Here is a 13,852-nt window from a genome sequence, read left to right on the forward strand (position 1 = left end):
TGGATCGGGTCACCGCCCTCGCTCATCGTGGAGACCGGCCGGGGGGTGGCACTGGGACCCAACAAGTGGGGGGGAAGTTGGGTCCGGGTCTCACGTGTGTGGGCGAGCCGGGGGGAGCTACTTGGTGGAGACCTTGCAGTAGCCGCCGCAGCCCCAGCTGCTGTCCTTGGCGTGCGCCGGGGCGGAGACCCCGAGGAGGCCGAGCGAGATGGCCGTCGCAGCGACCGTGATGCCAACCTTGCGAGCAATGTTCATGGGAGTCCCACCTTCGTTGAAAGGGCCCACGGAATGGCCCGTGCCCCGAGTCTGCTCGGTAGGAGCCGAGGCGTGACAGCGATCGGTTGCCTCATAAATGTGCATTGCAGAATCCTGCAGTGCACACATCTGCACTGCAGTGGCCCGATCCCCCACGTGGGGTAGGTGGGCGGGAGAATTTGTGAAGTTGGGAGGGAGCGGCTTGGGGTCATCCGTGCTGCGAAGAGCCCGGCACCCTTCGTCGTGCGACGAAAGGTACCGGACGCTTGGCGGAGGCGGCGGGATTTGAACCCGCGAGAGGTTTTATCCTCAACCCGCTTAGCAGGCGGGCGCCATCGACCGGACTAGGCGACGCCTCCTCCACTTCCAGGCACGCGGCCTGGAGCAGCCCGCACAGGCTACAAGGACCGGCCGCCGGAGGACCAATCACCCCTCCTGTCGACGGACACCCGGCTGGACCGGCTCAGATCGGACGCAGCCCGAGGCCCCGGTCGAGGTGGTCCTGGAGCTCGCGCACGAACTGCTCGCGGTCGACGGCGAGGGCCTCGACCGGGACGGTCGTCGTGCGTCCACCGCTCAGGCGCAGCACGACACACGGGATGTCGCGGGGGCTCGCCGTGACGACGTCCTCGACCTCGCTCCAGGCGGCCTGCTTGACGCCGGCGCCGCGGATCATCTTGACCTCGTAGCCCTCCGCGCCGAGCCGGACGACGTAGGCCTTGGAGCGCAGCCACGAGCCCAGCCAGAACAGGCCGATCAGCCCGACGACCAGCAGCACCACGAGGACGTCGGGGGGCAGCGAGTCGGTGACGGCCACGAAGCCGGTGAAGCCGAAGACCACGAGGGCGAAGACCAGCAGGTAGGCCCCGACGAACCGGGCGACGAAGGGTCGGGAGAGCCGATAGTCGGACGTCTCGGGGGCGGTCATGGAGACGATTCAACACAAGGCGCCCATCAGCTCGCCACCCGGTCTTGTCGTGGCCCGCTCCAACCGCCATGCTCGAGATCCCACCCGACCCTCGACCGGATGCCGGGCCACCCGGGAGGTTGCCGTGACCGTCGTGACGCCAGCACTCAGCTCCGCCCTCCGCAGCCTCGACGCTGCCCTCGAGGTCCCGCGCTCCGACGGGGTCGCCCTGGGCAACTGGCGCTGGGTCGTGCGCCAGCGGATCACCCTCGTGCGCGACGCGCTGATCGGCGAGAGCACCGACCCCGACGACGGCTGGCTGGCCGCGCGCGGTGGCACGGCCTTCCGCGAGCGCAACCAGCTCCTCGGCCGCCTCGGCGCGCTCGGTCCCAGCGTCCTGGAGACCGCCGACGTCGAGCGCGTGCGCGACGACGTCAAGCGCCTGCTGGTCGACATCAGCCACCACGTGCAGCGCCTCCACGACATCGCCTACGACGACGTGGAGATGGAGCTCGGCGGCTCGGAGTGAGGTCGCACTAGACTCCTGCGTCGTACGTCTGCGGACGTGCACGGAGGGGTGCCGGAGCGGCCGATCGGAACCGCCTTGAAAGCGGTCGTAGGGAGACCTACCGCGGGTTCGAATCCCGCCCCCTCTGCCAGTGTGGCCGGCCGGGCCCGTGGGGCACGATGACGCCATGGACGACTCGGGACGCCACGACGACACCGCCCCCGCGACACCGCGGGCGGGAGCCCATCCGGCCGCGGCCTCCAACCTGCGCTTCGGGCTCGTGTGCCTGGCCGTCGTGCTGCTGGTGATCGTGGTGGTCGAGGCGGCGCAGAGCGGCTCGTGGGCGCGGCTGCTGGTGCAGCTGGTCGGGATCGGCTGCCTCGTCGTCGCAGCCGTGGTCGGTGGACGCGCCGGCGCGGGCTCGCCGTACGGCGACGGCGAAGGGGCCGCCACGGACGCCCAGGTCCTGCGGCGGCGACTGGCCCTGCTCGGGCTGGTCCTGGCGCTGGTGGCGACCGGGCTGTTCCTGCTCCAGGCGGGCTGACCGCTGCGGCGGATCAGCCGGCGGGCGTGATCTCCACGAGGACGGTGCCCTCCTGGACGACGTCGCCCGGGCCGACCTTGACCGCGCGGATGGTGCCGGCGACCTCGACGAGGACCGGGATCTCCATCTTCATGGACTCCAGCAGCATCACGCTGTCGCCGGGGGCCACGGTGTCGCCGACTGCGACGGAGGTGGACAGCACGTTGGCCACCATCTCGGCGAGGATCTCGGTCACCTGTTCACGGGCCATGTCAGGGACGCTAGTCGTTACCGAGCGGTACCGGGGAACCGACCGGGCCTCAGAGCAGGGCGCTGGTCCGCGCCGGCTCGGGTCGTACGGCGGCGGCCTCCTCGGCGCGCCGGCTGCGACTGCCCCGGGAGCCGGTGAGCGCGAGGTCGATGCGGATCACGACCAGCGCGAGCAGCAGGCCGACGACGAGCCCGTAGAGCACCGACAGCGCGCTCTCGCTCAGCGCGATCGCCGGGTTGGCCAGCGAGTTGGCGGCCGCCGACGTGGCCGCGACGCCGAACGCGCAGACCCACCAGCCCTGACGACGACGGGCCCGCATGTGGCAGCCCCACGCCAGGGCGGGGATGCCGAGGACGGTCTCGATGGGCCGCGGGAAGGCGCCCAGGTTGGCGCGGCTCCAGCGCACCATGTCGAGCAGCGACTCGACCAGCCCGGAGGCGCCGTAGCGGCGCAGCAGCTCGGCGTAGAGCAGCGTGACCGCCAGGACCACCATGCCGACCACGACGATGACCAGGCCGCGGCGACCGAGGCCGTGGAAGCCGGCGCCGAGCCGGTAGACCACGAGCAGGGCGCCCACGAGGGACAGCCCGAAGGTGGCGTACTCGAAGCGGACGACGGTGATCGCCGGCTCGAAGCCGACGGTGGCCAGCGCGCCCACCCCGGCGATGAGCACGGCGAGGACGCACTCGCGCACCGCGTGGACGAAGCGCACCGCCGGCACCGTGGCCATCACCGCGAGCACCGCGGCGACCACGCAGGTCATGACCGCTGCGCCGGTGCGCAGCGAGTCGTCGTCGGTCACCAGCGTCACGACACCCAGGACGATCGCGAGGGTGCCGAAGACGACCGGTCGACCACCGGTGCGCGCGGCCAGTGCCCAGGCATAGGTGCTGGCGACGACCACCGAGCCGGCGCCGGGCAGCCAGTCGGGCCCGACCGGCACGGTCCCGCAGACCAGGGCGACCAGGCCGGCACCCACGAGCACCAGGAACGACGCCACCGGCGTGCGACCGCGTCCCAGCGCGGTCACGACCCTCTGCCCGGCGCTGGGCGGCTTGTCCTCGAGGCGGCGAGCGGCAGTCCTGGACACGAGGAGCCAGGCTACAGACGGCGGTTGGCCAACGAGGGGTTGGTACGACGGGCCGCGTCGAGGGCGGAGCGCTCCAGGGTGGCGCCCAGCACCGTCGCGTCGTCCCCGGCCTCGGCGAGCACGTCGCCCATCGGGTCGACGACGAGCGAGTGGCCGGAGTAGCGCGGCCCGGGCTGGCCCGCGGCGACCACGAACACCGTGTTCTCGATGGCCCGTGCCCGCACCAGCGTGCGCCAGTGGTCGACCTTGCGCGGCCCCGCGACCCACGCCGCGGGGACCACCAGCACCTCGGCGCCCCGGTCGACCAGCGCGCGTGCCATCTCGGGGAAGCGCAGGTCGTAGCAGGTCATGAGGCCCACCTGGAACCCTCCGACCTCGACCACGGTCGGCACGACCTCGCCGGCCAGCAACCGGTCGGACTCGCGGTAGCCGAACGAGTCGTAGAGGTGGACCTTGCGGTAGGACGCCTCGACCGCGCCGCGCACCAGCAGCGTGTTCCACGGCCGCGTGGGGTCGTCGCTGGCCTCGAACATCCCGGCCACGACGGTCGTCGCGCGCTCCCGCGCGACCCGCGCCAGCTCGGCGCCGAACGGCCCGTCCGGCCTCTCGGCGTAGGCCGCGACGTCGGAGCCGGCCTCGCCGAAGTCGCGGGCGAAGGCCTCGGGCAGGACCACCAGGTCGCTGCCGCCGGGGACCAGTGCCTCGAGGCGGGCGCGGTTGTCGGCCGGGTCGAGGCCGGAGGCCTGCTGCACGAGGCTGACGTGGAGCGTGGGGGACGTCACCGGGCCAGCCTGCCACTCCCGGTGGGAGACTCGGCACGTGGAGATCGACGTGGGCCTCAGCTCCTTCAGCGCGGTGGTGCTCGCCGGTGGGCGGGGTGCCCGCCTCGGCGGCGTGGACAAGGCCTCGGTCGAGCTCGGCGGCCGCACGCTGCTCGCGCGTGCGATCGACGCGGTCATCGACGCCACCGAGGTCGTCGTGGTCGGGGAGTCCGTGCCGACCGAGCGGCCGGTGACGTTCACCGTCGAGAGCCCGCAGTACGGCGGTCCCGTCGCCGCCCTGCTCACCGGGCGCGACGCGCTGCTGCGCTCCACGCCCTGGCTGGCCGTCCTCGCCGTCGACATGCCGCGGGTGGGTCCGCTGACCTTCCGCCGCCTGCTCGAGGCGACCCCGGGCCACGACGGGGCCGCCCTCGTCGACCCCGACGGTCGTCGGCAGCTCGCGATGGTGGTCGACGTCGGGCGGCTCGACGCGGTCCGGCCCGACCACGAGTCCCAGCACGACATGCCCCTGCACCGGCTGCTCTCGCAGCTGTCGCTGGCGGAGGTCGCGGCCGACGGCGACGAGCACCGCGACGTCGACACGTGGACGGACCTGCGCGACCTCGCGGAGTGAGCTCCCTCGGGGGCCTTCTGCGCACTGGGGGTTGCGGCCGGCACCGCATGCGAGCAGATTGGTCGTCGTGAACCTGCACGACTGGATCGACGAGCTCTGCGACGTCCTCGACCTCGAGGCCGAGGTCGACGAGGGGCTCCTCAACGACCTGAGCCGGATCGCGATGGACAACGTCGAGCGCAGCGCCGGACCCGTCACGGCCTACCTCCTCGGCTTCGCGGCCGGGTCACGCGAGGCCGATCCCGAGACGGTCGAGAAGCTCGCCGCGATGGCGCAGGGCCTGGCCGAGGGCTGGGACCGCCCGGCCGGTTTCCGCGACCCGCTCGACATCGACCCGCCGGTCCCGGACGACAGCGGCGTCGACCACACCGGCGACGCGCTCGACGACTGACCCCCGCCCTGACCTGGGGCACACTGGCCCCCATGCGTGCCGTGATCGCCACCGCAGCCGGTGGCCCCGAGGTCCTGTCCGTCCACGAGGTCCCCGACGTCGAGCCCGGGCCCGGCGAGGTCGCCATCGCGGTGGTCGCGACCGCGATCAACCGTGCCGACCTGCTGCAGCGCCAGGGCTTCTACCCGCCGCCGCCCGGCGCCTCCGACGTGATCGGGCTGGAGTGCAGCGGCACGATCGCCGCCGTCGGCGAGGGCGTGGAGCAGTGGTCGGTCGGCGACGAGGTGTGCGCGCTGCTGGCGGGAGGCGGCTACGCGTCACGGGTCGTCGTACCTGCTGGACAGGTGATGCCGGTGCCCGACGGCGTCGACCTAGTGACGGCCGCGGCGCTGCCCGAGGTCGCGGCGACGGTGTGGTCCAACGTCTTCATGGTCGCCGGCCTCAAGCCCCACGAGGCCTTCCTCGTGCACGGCGGCGCCGGCGGCATCGGCACCTTTGCGATCCAGCTGGCCTCGGCCCTGGGGGCGCGGGTGTTCACGACGGGCGGCACGGCCGACAAGCTCGCGTTCTGCGCGTCGCTCGGTGCCGACGTGACGATCAACTACCGCGACGAGGACTTCGTGGAGGCGGTGAAGGCCGCGACCGATGGCGGCGGGGTCGACGTGATCCTGGACAACATGGGCGCGAAGTACCTCCAGCGCAACGTCGAGGCCCTGGCCACCGAGGGCCGGCTGGTCATCATCGGCATGCAGGGCGGCAGCAAGGGCGAGCTCGACATCAACGCGCTGCTGCGCAAGCGCGGCGCGGTCATCGCGACCTCGCTGCGCTCGCGACCGAGCGACGAGAAGGCCACGATCTGCGCGTCGCTGGTCGAGCTGGTCTGGCCGCTCGTAGCCGAGGGCCTGGTCCGGCCGATCGTGCACGGGACCATGTCGCTCGACGACGTGGTGGCCGCGCACGAGCTGATGGAGTCGGGCGAGCACACCGGCAAGATCGTGCTGACCGTCTGACGCATAGGGTGGCGGACATGAGCGAGCAGCCCGACGAGCAGGAGCAGCAGGTCGTCATCATCGGTCCCGACGGCAAGCCGATCGGGACCCTGCCGGCCTCCGCGTTGCAGCAGGCCCCCGAGGACGAGGGCGGTGACGAGGACGGCGAGGGCGAGCGCGCGCTCACCGACCTGGTCGAGCAGCCCGCCAAGGTGATGCGGATCGGCAGCATGATCCGCCAGCTCCTCGAGGAGGTGAAGGCAGCGCCCCTAGACGAGGCCAGCCGCGTGCGCCTCAAGGAGATCCACCAGGCCTCCATCAAGGAGCTCGAGCAGGGCCTCGCGCCCGAGCTGATCGAGGAGCTCGACCGGCTCACCCTGCCCTTCAGCGGCGACGACGTGCCCTCCGAGGGCGAGCTGCGGATCGCCCAGGCCCAGCTGGTCGGCTGGCTCGAGGGACTCTTCCACGGCATCCAGACCGCGATCTACGCGCAGCAGATGGCGGCGCGGGCGCAGTTCGAGCAGATGCGGCGCGGGCTGCCACCCGGCATGGGTGGCGCGCCTCAGGCCGACGGCGGCATGGCGTCGCCGCCCGAGGACGACGGACGGCCCGGGTCGTCGAGCGGGATGTACCTGTAGGTCGGTCGGCCCTAGCGCCAGCTGCCCACCAGCACCCGCCGCAGCGCCAGCACGAGGAGCACCAGCCCGAGACCGCCGCCGAGGACCCACGGCCACCTCGGGTCGTCGTCGACGCGCACGCCGATGCCGCCGCCGTCGGTGACCGCGCCCGGGGGCGTCGGCGCCACCGCGGCGGTCGACTCCGCGGGTGGACCGAGGAGCCGACGCGCGTCGCCCTCGCTGACCCCGAAGCCGAGGCACAGGTTGCCGGCGTAGGCCGAGCCCGAGCCGGTCACCAGGAAGAGCTGCGTCCGGCCGGGTGATACCCCCTCCAGCCCGCACGACGCGCCGCTGGCGGACGAGGTGACCACGACGTCACCCACCGGCTCGCCCTTGTAGACCCGCTGCACCCGCACGTCGTACGACGCGAGGCCGCGGCCGTCGACGGAGCGGTCGAGGACGGCGGCGGCGAAGACCGCATCGGCGCGGTCGATCGCGCCGCGGGGACCCTCCATGGCGCACGAGCAGGCCTGGGCCGGGGCTCCGACGAGCACCAGGCCCGCCAGGGCAAGGACGGCGGCGAGGAGGGCGACGAGCAGCGACGTGAGGGCGCGGCGGAGGAGCGACATGCGGGTGGGACGCCGGGAGGTGCCGGCCCGTTCCGCGGCGCCCGCGGGGTCAGCGTCGGGCGTTGAGCCGGCCGACGAGGATCAGGCCGAGGAAGCCGACGAGCACGAGGGCGAGGCCGGGAGCCGCGGCGCGGCTCAGCGAGGTGGGCTCGCTGGTGTCGACATCGGTGAGGACGGCGGGCGCCGGCTCCGGCGCGGGCGTGGCGGAGCGCCCCCCGCCGAGCACGCCCTGGACCTCCGCGATCAGGGCGGAGGTGGCCGCCCGGGTGCCGGAGCAGCCGTCGTCGGTCCAGGCGCCCTCGACCGTGCTGTCGGAGGCGACGATGAAGACGTAGCGGGAGTCGACCTGGAGCTGCCCCAGGCCGCACGTCGCTTGCGTGCGCTGCGTGGTGAGGACGGTCTGGTCGACGTCGTCGATCCGGCCCTTGTAGACCCGGTCCAGCACGACCTCGTTGGTGATGCTGACGACCGCGTCGGCCCCGGTGCCCTCCGAGCGGGTCGAGGAGGCGACCGTGCCGGTGAAGACGGCGTCGGCGTCCTTGATGCGCTCCATCAACGAGTCGGCCCCGGTCTGGGCGGCCTGGGCGCAGGTGCAGGCCGCCTGGGCGGGCGCAGCACCGAGCGCGACGAGGCCACCGACCATCCCGAAGGCCAGCACGAGGGCTGTCAGGAGGGGGGTGAGGAGGCGACGGGCGGCTGCGAGCACGCGCTCATCACAACAGATCGGTGGTGACGGACACCAGTCGGCGCACGGCCCCGACCGGCCTCCGTCATCCGCCGGCGAGCCCGAACAGCTCGGTGAGCACCTGCGCGACGCCGTCCTCGTCGTGGTGCGGCGCCACGTGGTGGGCGACGCCGAGCACGTCCGGGTGGGCGTTGGCCATCGCGTAGGCCGTGCCGGCCCAGCCGAGCATCGGCAGATCGTTGGGCATGTCCCCGAAGGCGACCACGTCGGCCGCCGCGACGCCCAGCTCGTCGCAGAGCAGCGCCAACGTCGACGCCTTGGTGACGCCCGGCGCACTGATCTCCAGCAAGGACGTGGAGGACGACCAGGTGATGACGAGCCGCCCCTCGGTGGCGACCTCGGCCCGCGCCCAGAACTCCTGCGGGTCCAGCTCCTCGTGCCGGGCGAGCAGCTTGAGGGCGGGGCGGTCGAAGAGCTCCTCGAGCGGCGCCCGTCGGCTGCCGTCGGGCACCAGGTAGCGCTCGAGGAACTCCGGCTCCAGGGCGATCCCGTCGAGGTCCTCCACGGCGTACGTCGTGCCCGGCACCGCCGCGCGCAGGGCGCGGCAGACATCGAGGCCGAGGGCCGGGTCGATCGGGCGCTCGAGCCGGGCCCGCTCGGCCGCGACGTCCCAGACCACGGCACCGTTGCTGACGACCGCGAGGCCGTGGGAGCCGACGTGCTCGAACACCTCGGCCGCCCAGCGCAGCGGCCGGCCCGTCACGAAGACGACCGGCACGCCGAGGTCCTCCACGGCCCGCAGCACCGACGCGGTGCGCTCGCTGATGGCGCCGTCGGTGCCGACCAGGGTGCCGTCGAGGTCGGTGGCGACGAGCCGCGGCGTGCTCATGCGGGCAGCGGCCGGGCCATGACCAGCTCGCCGTCCTCGTTGCTCCCGCGCAGCTCGGTGAAGCCGCACGTGGCGAGGACCCGGACGCTGGCGCGGTTGTCGGGACGCACGCTCGCGCGCAGTCGTATGCCGACGAGGTCGGTCTGTGCGACCAGCGCGCGCAGCGCCTCCGTGGCCACACCACGGCCGCGGGCCGCCTCCACGAGTCCGTAGCCGACCTCGGTCTCGCCGTCGACGGGGGGGCCGAAGCAGCCGATCGAGCCGACCGCGAGCATCCCGAGGACCACGTGGCGCGGCCCCCAGGTGTCGCCGTCCTTGACCATGGTCGCCGCGTCCACGTCGTCGCGGCGGGGGTAGTCGGGGTGCCAACGGTCCTGGTGACGACCGGCCAGCATGTCGGCGGCGTCGGCGCTGCTGATCGGGATCAGCCGCAGGCGCTCGGAGCTGATCAGGGCGGGCAGCGACGGGACGTGGCCGGAGTCGGTGGCGTCGCCGGCGTCCGCAGTCACCGGAACCAGCGGTCGATCTCGACCGCCGCGCCGTCCTCGTAGACGGACTCGGTGACGGCGTCGGCCACGTCGAGGACCTCCTGGACCGCCTGGCCCATGGCGACCCCGCGACCGGCCCACTGGAGCATCTCGATGTCGTTGCGACCGTCGCCGATGGCCAGCACGTCGGCCGCCGTGAGGCCGAGGGCCGAGGCGACGTGGCCGAGCCCGGAGGCCTTGGAGACCCCGACCGGCGAGAGGTCGAGCCAGGCGGTCCAGCCGACGACGTAGTTGGTGCCGTGCAGCCCGAGCGACTTGGCCAGCTCGACGAACTGCTCGGCACTGGCGTCGGGGTCGCGGATGATCACACGGCTGACCGGACCGGCCACGAGCTCCTCGACGGGCGTGACGATCATGTCGCCGGAGAGCTCACCCTCGGGGAAGGGCGTGCTGACGCGATAGCCGATGCCGCGCTCCTCGACCGCGACGCGGGCGGTCGGCTGACGCTCGAGGATGAGCTTGACCGCCGGACCGGCGTCGAAGGTCTCCTCGTGCACCACCTCGAGCGGCGGGTAGCGGAACACCACGGCGCCGTTGCTGGCCACGATCCACAGCCGCTCGGCGTCCTGGCCGCGCAGGTCGAGCAGATCGGCGATCGGGGTCATGCCGTGCGGGGAGCGGCCCGAGGCGAGCACCACGTGGGCACCGGCGTCGAGGGCGCGGTGGATGGCGTCGTAGACCGCCGGCTCGACCTGCTCGTAGGTCGTGCCGGCGCCCTCGATCCACTTGAGCAGGGTGCCGTCGATGTCGAGGGCGACGATGCCCGGCTTCCAGTCCTCAGCCACCGGTCACCGGCTCCAGGACCTCGCGGCCGAGCCACTTCTGGAGCGCCTGGGGCACCTTGACCGAGCCGTCGGCCTGCTGGTGGGTCTCGAGGATGGCCACGATCGCGCGCGGGACGGCGCACAGGGTGCCGTTGAGCGTGGCGACCGCCCGGACCTCGGTGCCGCCGCTGCCGTCGTCGAGGGCGAAGCGGCCGCGGGTGTCGAGGCGCCGGGTCTGGAACTCGGTGCAGTTGGAGGTCGAGGTGAGCTCGCGGTACTTGCCCTGGGTGGGGATCCACGCCTCGCAGTCGAACTTGCGCTGCGCGGACAGGCCGAGGTCGCCGGCCGCGGTGTCGATCACCTGGTAGGCCAGCTCGAGCTTGTCGAGGAACGCCTTCTCGATGTCGAGCAGGCGCTGGTGCTCGGCGTAGGAGTCCTCGAGCGTGGTGTAGACGAACATCTCGACCTTGTCGAACCAGTGGACCCGGATGATCCCCTTGGTGTCCTTGCCGTGCGAGCCGGCCTCCTTGCGGAAGCAGGGGCTGAACGCGGCGTAGCGCAGCGGGAACGTCGCGCCGTCGAGGATCTCGTCGGAGTGGTAGGCGGCCATCGGGACCTCGGAGGTCCCGACGAGGTACATGTCCTGGCCCTCGATGCGGTAGACGTCGTCGGCGGCCTGGCCGAGGAAGCCGGTGCCCTCCATCGCGCGGGGCTTGACCATCGACGGGGCGATGACCTGGGTGAAGCCGAACTCGCGGGCCGTCTCGTTGGCGAGGTTGATCAGCGCGAACTCCAGCTCGGCGCCGACGCCGGTGAGGAAGTAGAAGCGCGAGCCCGACACCTTGGCGCCGCGCTCGAGGTCGATGGCGCCGAGCATCCGACCGAGCTCGACGTGGTCGCGCGGCTCGAAGTCGAAGGTCGCGGGCGTGCCCACGGTCTCGAGCACGACGAAGTCGTCCTCACCGCCGGCCGGCACCTCGTCGGCGGCCAGGTTGGGGATCGAGAGCAGCGCCTGCTGCCACTCCTCCTCGGCCACCGCCTGGGCGGCCTCGGCCTCCTTGACCTGGGCGGCGAGGGTCTTGGTCCGGGCGAGCAGCGCCGCCTTCTCGTCACCCTGCGCCTGGGGGATCAGCTTGCCGAGCTTCTTCTGCTCGCTGCGCCTCGCCTCGAAGGTCGCGATGGCCTCCCGGCGGGCCGTGTCGGCCGACAGCGCGCGATCGACCACCTCGTCGGACAGGCCGCGCTTGGCCTGGGCGGCTCGGACGCGGTCTGGGTCTTCTCGGAGGATGCGCGGATCGATCATGAGCCCAGGCTATCCGGGCACGATCCGCGCGCTCATCCCAGTTCGTGCGTGCGTGATCGCGTCGCTCATACTGGGCGCCGTGCTCGACCGTTCCCGCGTCCACCTCCTGACCTGGTCCGCCCTGTGCTTCGGCCTGGTCGGGCTGCTGGCGCTCGCCGTGGTCCAGGACTGGTCCCCCCTCGTGTCCTTCGACGACCGCGGCGACACCGTGCGCCGCTGGGCCGTCGACGACCAGGGGCTGCGCTCGTTCCTCCGCGGAGTCGAGGTGGGCTTCGGGACGGTCGCCATGACGGCGTACACCGCGGTCCTGGCGGTCGCGATGTTCGTCAAGGGCTACCGCCGGGCCGCGTTCTTCGCCGCCGGCGTCATGGCCCTGACCTCGGCGTCGACGACGCTGATCAAGCTCGGGGTCGGTCGTGACCGCCCCGACTGGCAGGAGCCCGAGTGGCTGCTGAGCAACAATGCTTTCCCGTCGGGCCACGCCTCGTCGGTCGCCGCGCTCGGCGGCATCGTGCTGGTGCTGGTCTCGATGCTCGTGCGCCGGGCCGGCATCCGCCGCTTCGCCGACCTCACCGTCGGCCTGGTGGTGATCCTCGTCTGCCTCGACCGGGTGCTGCTCGGGCGACACTTCCCGTCCGACGTGATCGGCGGGGTGCTCCTCGGGGCCGGCTTCGTGCTGCTCGGCCTGGCGCTCTACAGCCCGCTGCCGCGCAGCCACGCCGAGAAGATCGAGCCGCTCGCGGAGGTCCTGCCGCCGGGACGCAAGCTCGCCGTCGTGCTCAACCCGATCAAGGTCGAGGACGTCGGACAGTTCCAGTCGATCGTCACCTCGATGGCCCGCGAGGCCGGGTGGCAGGACCCGACCTGGCACCTGACGACCGTCGAGGACCCCGGCACCGGCCAGGCCGAGCGTGCCTCGGTCGAGGGCGCCGGCCTGGTCATCGTCTGCGGCGGCGACGGCACCGTGCGCGAGGTCTGCGCGGAGCTCGCCGGCACCGGCATCCCGGTCGGGATCGTGCCCGCCGGCACCGGCAACCTGCTCGCCCGCAACCTCGACATCCCGCTCTACGTGCGCGCCGCGATCGACGTGGCGCTGACCGGTCAGGACCGGGCGATCGACATGGTCTCGGTGAGCGGGGACGGCATCGAGGACAGCCACTTCATGGTCATGGCCGGCATGGGCTTCGACGCCGCCCTGATGGAGGGCGTCAACGAGGACCTGAAGAAGAAGGTCGGCTGGATCGCCTACGTGATCTCCGGGCTCAAGTCCCTGATGTTCCCCGCGGTCCGGGTGGACATCTCGATCGACGGCGGCGACTACACCCGCCACCGCGCACGCACGGTCGTGGTCGGCAACGTGGGCTTCCTCCAGGCCGGCATGCCGCTGCTGCCCGACGCCACCATCGACGACGGCCAGATCGACGTCGTGATCCTGCACCCCCGCACGTTCTTCTCCTGGATCCCGCTGGCCTTCCGGGTGCTCGCCAAGGGCTCGCGCACCGACGACACGATCAACCGCATGACCGGCCAGCGGGTCAGCATCAAGGCCGCCACCGACACCCCCCGCCAGCTCGACGGCGACTCCATCGGCTCCGGTCGCGAGCTGCACATGGAGTGCGTCCACGGGCGGCTGCTGGTCCGGGTGCCGCGATGAGCAGCCGCCCCGCACCGGTCGCCGCGTGGCACGCCGTGGCTGAGTCGCGTGACCCGGCCGGGCTCGACGCCCTGCTGGCAGACGACGTCGTCTTCCGCTCCCCCGCGGTGCACACCCCGCAGGAGGGAAAGGCGATCACCACGGCCTACCTCAGCGCCGCCATGGTCGTGCTCGGGCCGGAGCTGACCTACGTCGACGAGTGGTGCTCCGACGACAGCGCGGTGCTGGAGTTCACCTCGGTCGTCGACGGCATGAGCGTGCACGGCGTCGACATGCTCCGCTGGGGACCCGACGGTCGACTGACGTCGTTCACCGCGATGGTGCGGCCGATGAAGGGTCTGCAGGCGCTCGTCGCCGCGATGGGGGCGGAGCTGACCAGGGGCCACTGAGCCGACGAGTTCCGTCAGGGAGCGCACGGTCACCGTCAAGGAACC

General features: G+C 72.5%; 19 protein-coding genes and 2 tRNA genes. 9 read left to right on the forward strand and 12 right to left on the reverse strand.

Annotation, left to right across the window (positions count from 1 at the left end; translation table 11 throughout):
• Positions 1–117 precede the first annotated feature (117 nt).
• The 3 genes from AAG827_RS03710 to AAG827_RS03720 form a co-directional block, all read right to left on the reverse strand.
• A complete protein-coding gene (locus AAG827_RS03710) occupies positions 118–255 on the reverse strand; it encodes a hypothetical protein (RefSeq protein WP_170259311.1) in 138 nt (45 codons plus the stop codon).
• Between the two features lie 267 nt (positions 256–522).
• A tRNA-Ser gene (locus AAG827_RS03715) sits at positions 523–614 on the reverse strand.
• Between the two features lie 104 nt (positions 615–718).
• Positions 719–1,183, reverse strand: a complete 465-nt coding sequence (locus AAG827_RS03720) for a hypothetical protein (RefSeq protein ID WP_341924464.1) — start codon at positions 1,181–1,183, stop codon at positions 719–721.
• A 133-nt stretch (positions 1,184–1,316) separates the two neighbouring features.
• Here AAG827_RS03720 and AAG827_RS03725 point away from each other — a divergent pair, with 133 nt between their 5' ends.
• The 3 genes from AAG827_RS03725 (at position 1,317) to AAG827_RS03735 (ending at position 2,214) form a co-directional block, all read left to right on the forward strand.
• Positions 1,317–1,691 (forward strand): hypothetical protein, encoded by a 375-nt coding sequence (locus tag AAG827_RS03725; RefSeq protein WP_341924465.1) that lies wholly within the window; start codon positions 1,317–1,319, stop codon positions 1,689–1,691.
• A gap of 42 nt (positions 1,692–1,733) precedes the next feature.
• Positions 1,734–1,821: transfer RNA gene (locus AAG827_RS03730), tRNA-Ser, on the forward strand.
• A 36-nt stretch (positions 1,822–1,857) separates the two neighbouring features.
• Complete coding sequence (locus AAG827_RS03735) at positions 1,858–2,214, forward strand: hypothetical protein (protein ID WP_341924466.1); 357 nt, start codon at positions 1,858–1,860, stop codon at positions 2,212–2,214.
• Between the two features lie 13 nt (positions 2,215–2,227).
• Here the strand turns inward: AAG827_RS03735 and AAG827_RS03740 are convergent, their stop codons facing one another.
• Genes AAG827_RS03740 through AAG827_RS03750 form a run of 3 tightly spaced genes read right to left on the reverse strand, consistent with a single transcriptional unit; the run spans position 2,228 to position 4,336 of the window.
• Positions 2,228–2,464, reverse strand: a complete 237-nt coding sequence (locus AAG827_RS03740; RefSeq protein ID WP_309647097.1) for a biotin/lipoyl-binding carrier protein — start codon at positions 2,462–2,464, stop codon at positions 2,228–2,230.
• Positions 2,465–2,513: 49 nt separating this feature from the next.
• A complete protein-coding gene (locus tag AAG827_RS03745) occupies positions 2,514–3,554 on the reverse strand; it encodes a hypothetical protein (protein WP_341924467.1) in 1,041 nt (346 codons plus the stop codon).
• A gap of 11 nt (positions 3,555–3,565) precedes the next feature.
• A complete protein-coding gene (locus AAG827_RS03750; protein ID WP_341924468.1) occupies positions 3,566–4,336 on the reverse strand; it encodes a carbon-nitrogen hydrolase family protein in 771 nt (256 codons plus the stop codon).
• Positions 4,337–4,373: 37 nt separating this feature from the next.
• Between AAG827_RS03750 and AAG827_RS03755 the strand changes: the two genes are divergently transcribed.
• From AAG827_RS03755 to AAG827_RS03770, 4 genes are all read left to right on the forward strand, one after another.
• Positions 4,374–4,949 (forward strand): NTP transferase domain-containing protein, encoded by a 576-nt coding sequence (locus AAG827_RS03755; protein WP_341924469.1) that lies wholly within the window; start codon positions 4,374–4,376, stop codon positions 4,947–4,949.
• Between the two features lie 67 nt (positions 4,950–5,016).
• A complete protein-coding gene (locus AAG827_RS03760; RefSeq protein WP_341924470.1) occupies positions 5,017–5,340 on the forward strand; it encodes a DUF6457 domain-containing protein in 324 nt (107 codons plus the stop codon).
• 32 nt (positions 5,341–5,372) lie between these two features.
• Positions 5,373–6,350: an NAD(P)H-quinone oxidoreductase gene (locus AAG827_RS03765; RefSeq protein WP_341924471.1), complete on the forward strand. Its 978-nt coding sequence runs from the start codon at positions 5,373–5,375 to the stop codon at positions 6,348–6,350.
• A gap of 17 nt (positions 6,351–6,367) precedes the next feature.
• Positions 6,368–6,967 (forward strand): bacterial proteasome activator family protein, encoded by a 600-nt coding sequence (locus AAG827_RS03770; RefSeq protein ID WP_341924472.1) that lies wholly within the window; start codon positions 6,368–6,370, stop codon positions 6,965–6,967.
• Positions 6,968–6,978: 11 nt separating this feature from the next.
• On the opposite strand, the gene AAG827_RS03775 is transcribed toward AAG827_RS03770, so the two are convergent.
• From AAG827_RS03775 to serS, 6 genes are all read right to left on the reverse strand, one after another.
• The gene (locus AAG827_RS03775) at positions 6,979–7,575 is read right to left on the reverse strand and encodes a hypothetical protein (protein ID WP_341924473.1); all 597 of its coding nucleotides are present in this window, start codon (positions 7,573–7,575) and stop codon (positions 6,979–6,981) included.
• Positions 7,576–7,624: 49 nt separating this feature from the next.
• Positions 7,625–8,281 (reverse strand): hypothetical protein, encoded by a 657-nt coding sequence (locus AAG827_RS03780; protein WP_341924474.1) that lies wholly within the window; start codon positions 8,279–8,281, stop codon positions 7,625–7,627.
• Between the two features lie 64 nt (positions 8,282–8,345).
• On the reverse strand, positions 8,346–9,149 hold the full coding sequence (locus AAG827_RS03785; protein WP_341924475.1) for an HAD family hydrolase: 804 nt from the start codon (positions 9,147–9,149) through the stop codon (positions 8,346–8,348).
• Entirely contained in the window at positions 9,146–9,658 is a 513-nt protein-coding gene (locus AAG827_RS03790; RefSeq protein ID WP_341924476.1) for a GNAT family N-acetyltransferase, read from the reverse strand. The genes AAG827_RS03785 and AAG827_RS03790 overlap by 4 nt, the downstream gene beginning before the upstream one ends.
• Entirely contained in the window at positions 9,655–10,482 is an 828-nt protein-coding gene (locus AAG827_RS03795) for an HAD family hydrolase (protein WP_341924477.1), read from the reverse strand. The genes AAG827_RS03790 and AAG827_RS03795 overlap by 4 nt, the downstream gene beginning before the upstream one ends.
• Positions 10,475–11,764 carry a serine--tRNA ligase gene (serS, locus tag AAG827_RS03800; protein ID WP_341924478.1) on the reverse strand — a complete coding sequence of 430 codons (1,290 nt, stop codon included), beginning with the start codon at positions 11,762–11,764 and terminating at the stop codon, positions 10,475–10,477. Before serS ends, AAG827_RS03795 begins: the two co-directional genes overlap by 8 nt.
• A gap of 79 nt (positions 11,765–11,843) precedes the next feature.
• Here serS and AAG827_RS03805 point away from each other — a divergent pair, with 79 nt between their 5' ends.
• Together AAG827_RS03805 and AAG827_RS03810 are read left to right on the forward strand one after the other, a co-directional pair.
• A complete protein-coding gene (locus AAG827_RS03805) occupies positions 11,844–13,418 on the forward strand; it encodes a YegS/Rv2252/BmrU family lipid kinase (RefSeq protein WP_341924479.1) in 1,575 nt (524 codons plus the stop codon).
• Positions 13,415–13,807: a nuclear transport factor 2 family protein gene (locus tag AAG827_RS03810; protein WP_341924480.1), complete on the forward strand. Its 393-nt coding sequence runs from the start codon at positions 13,415–13,417 to the stop codon at positions 13,805–13,807. Before AAG827_RS03805 ends, AAG827_RS03810 begins: the two co-directional genes overlap by 4 nt.
• Positions 13,808–13,852: the final 45 nt, after the last annotated feature.

It is taken from the genome of Nocardioides psychrotolerans (assembly GCF_943371775.1).
Lineage (GTDB): Bacteria > Actinomycetota > Actinomycetes > Propionibacteriales > Nocardioidaceae > Nocardioides > Nocardioides psychrotolerans_A.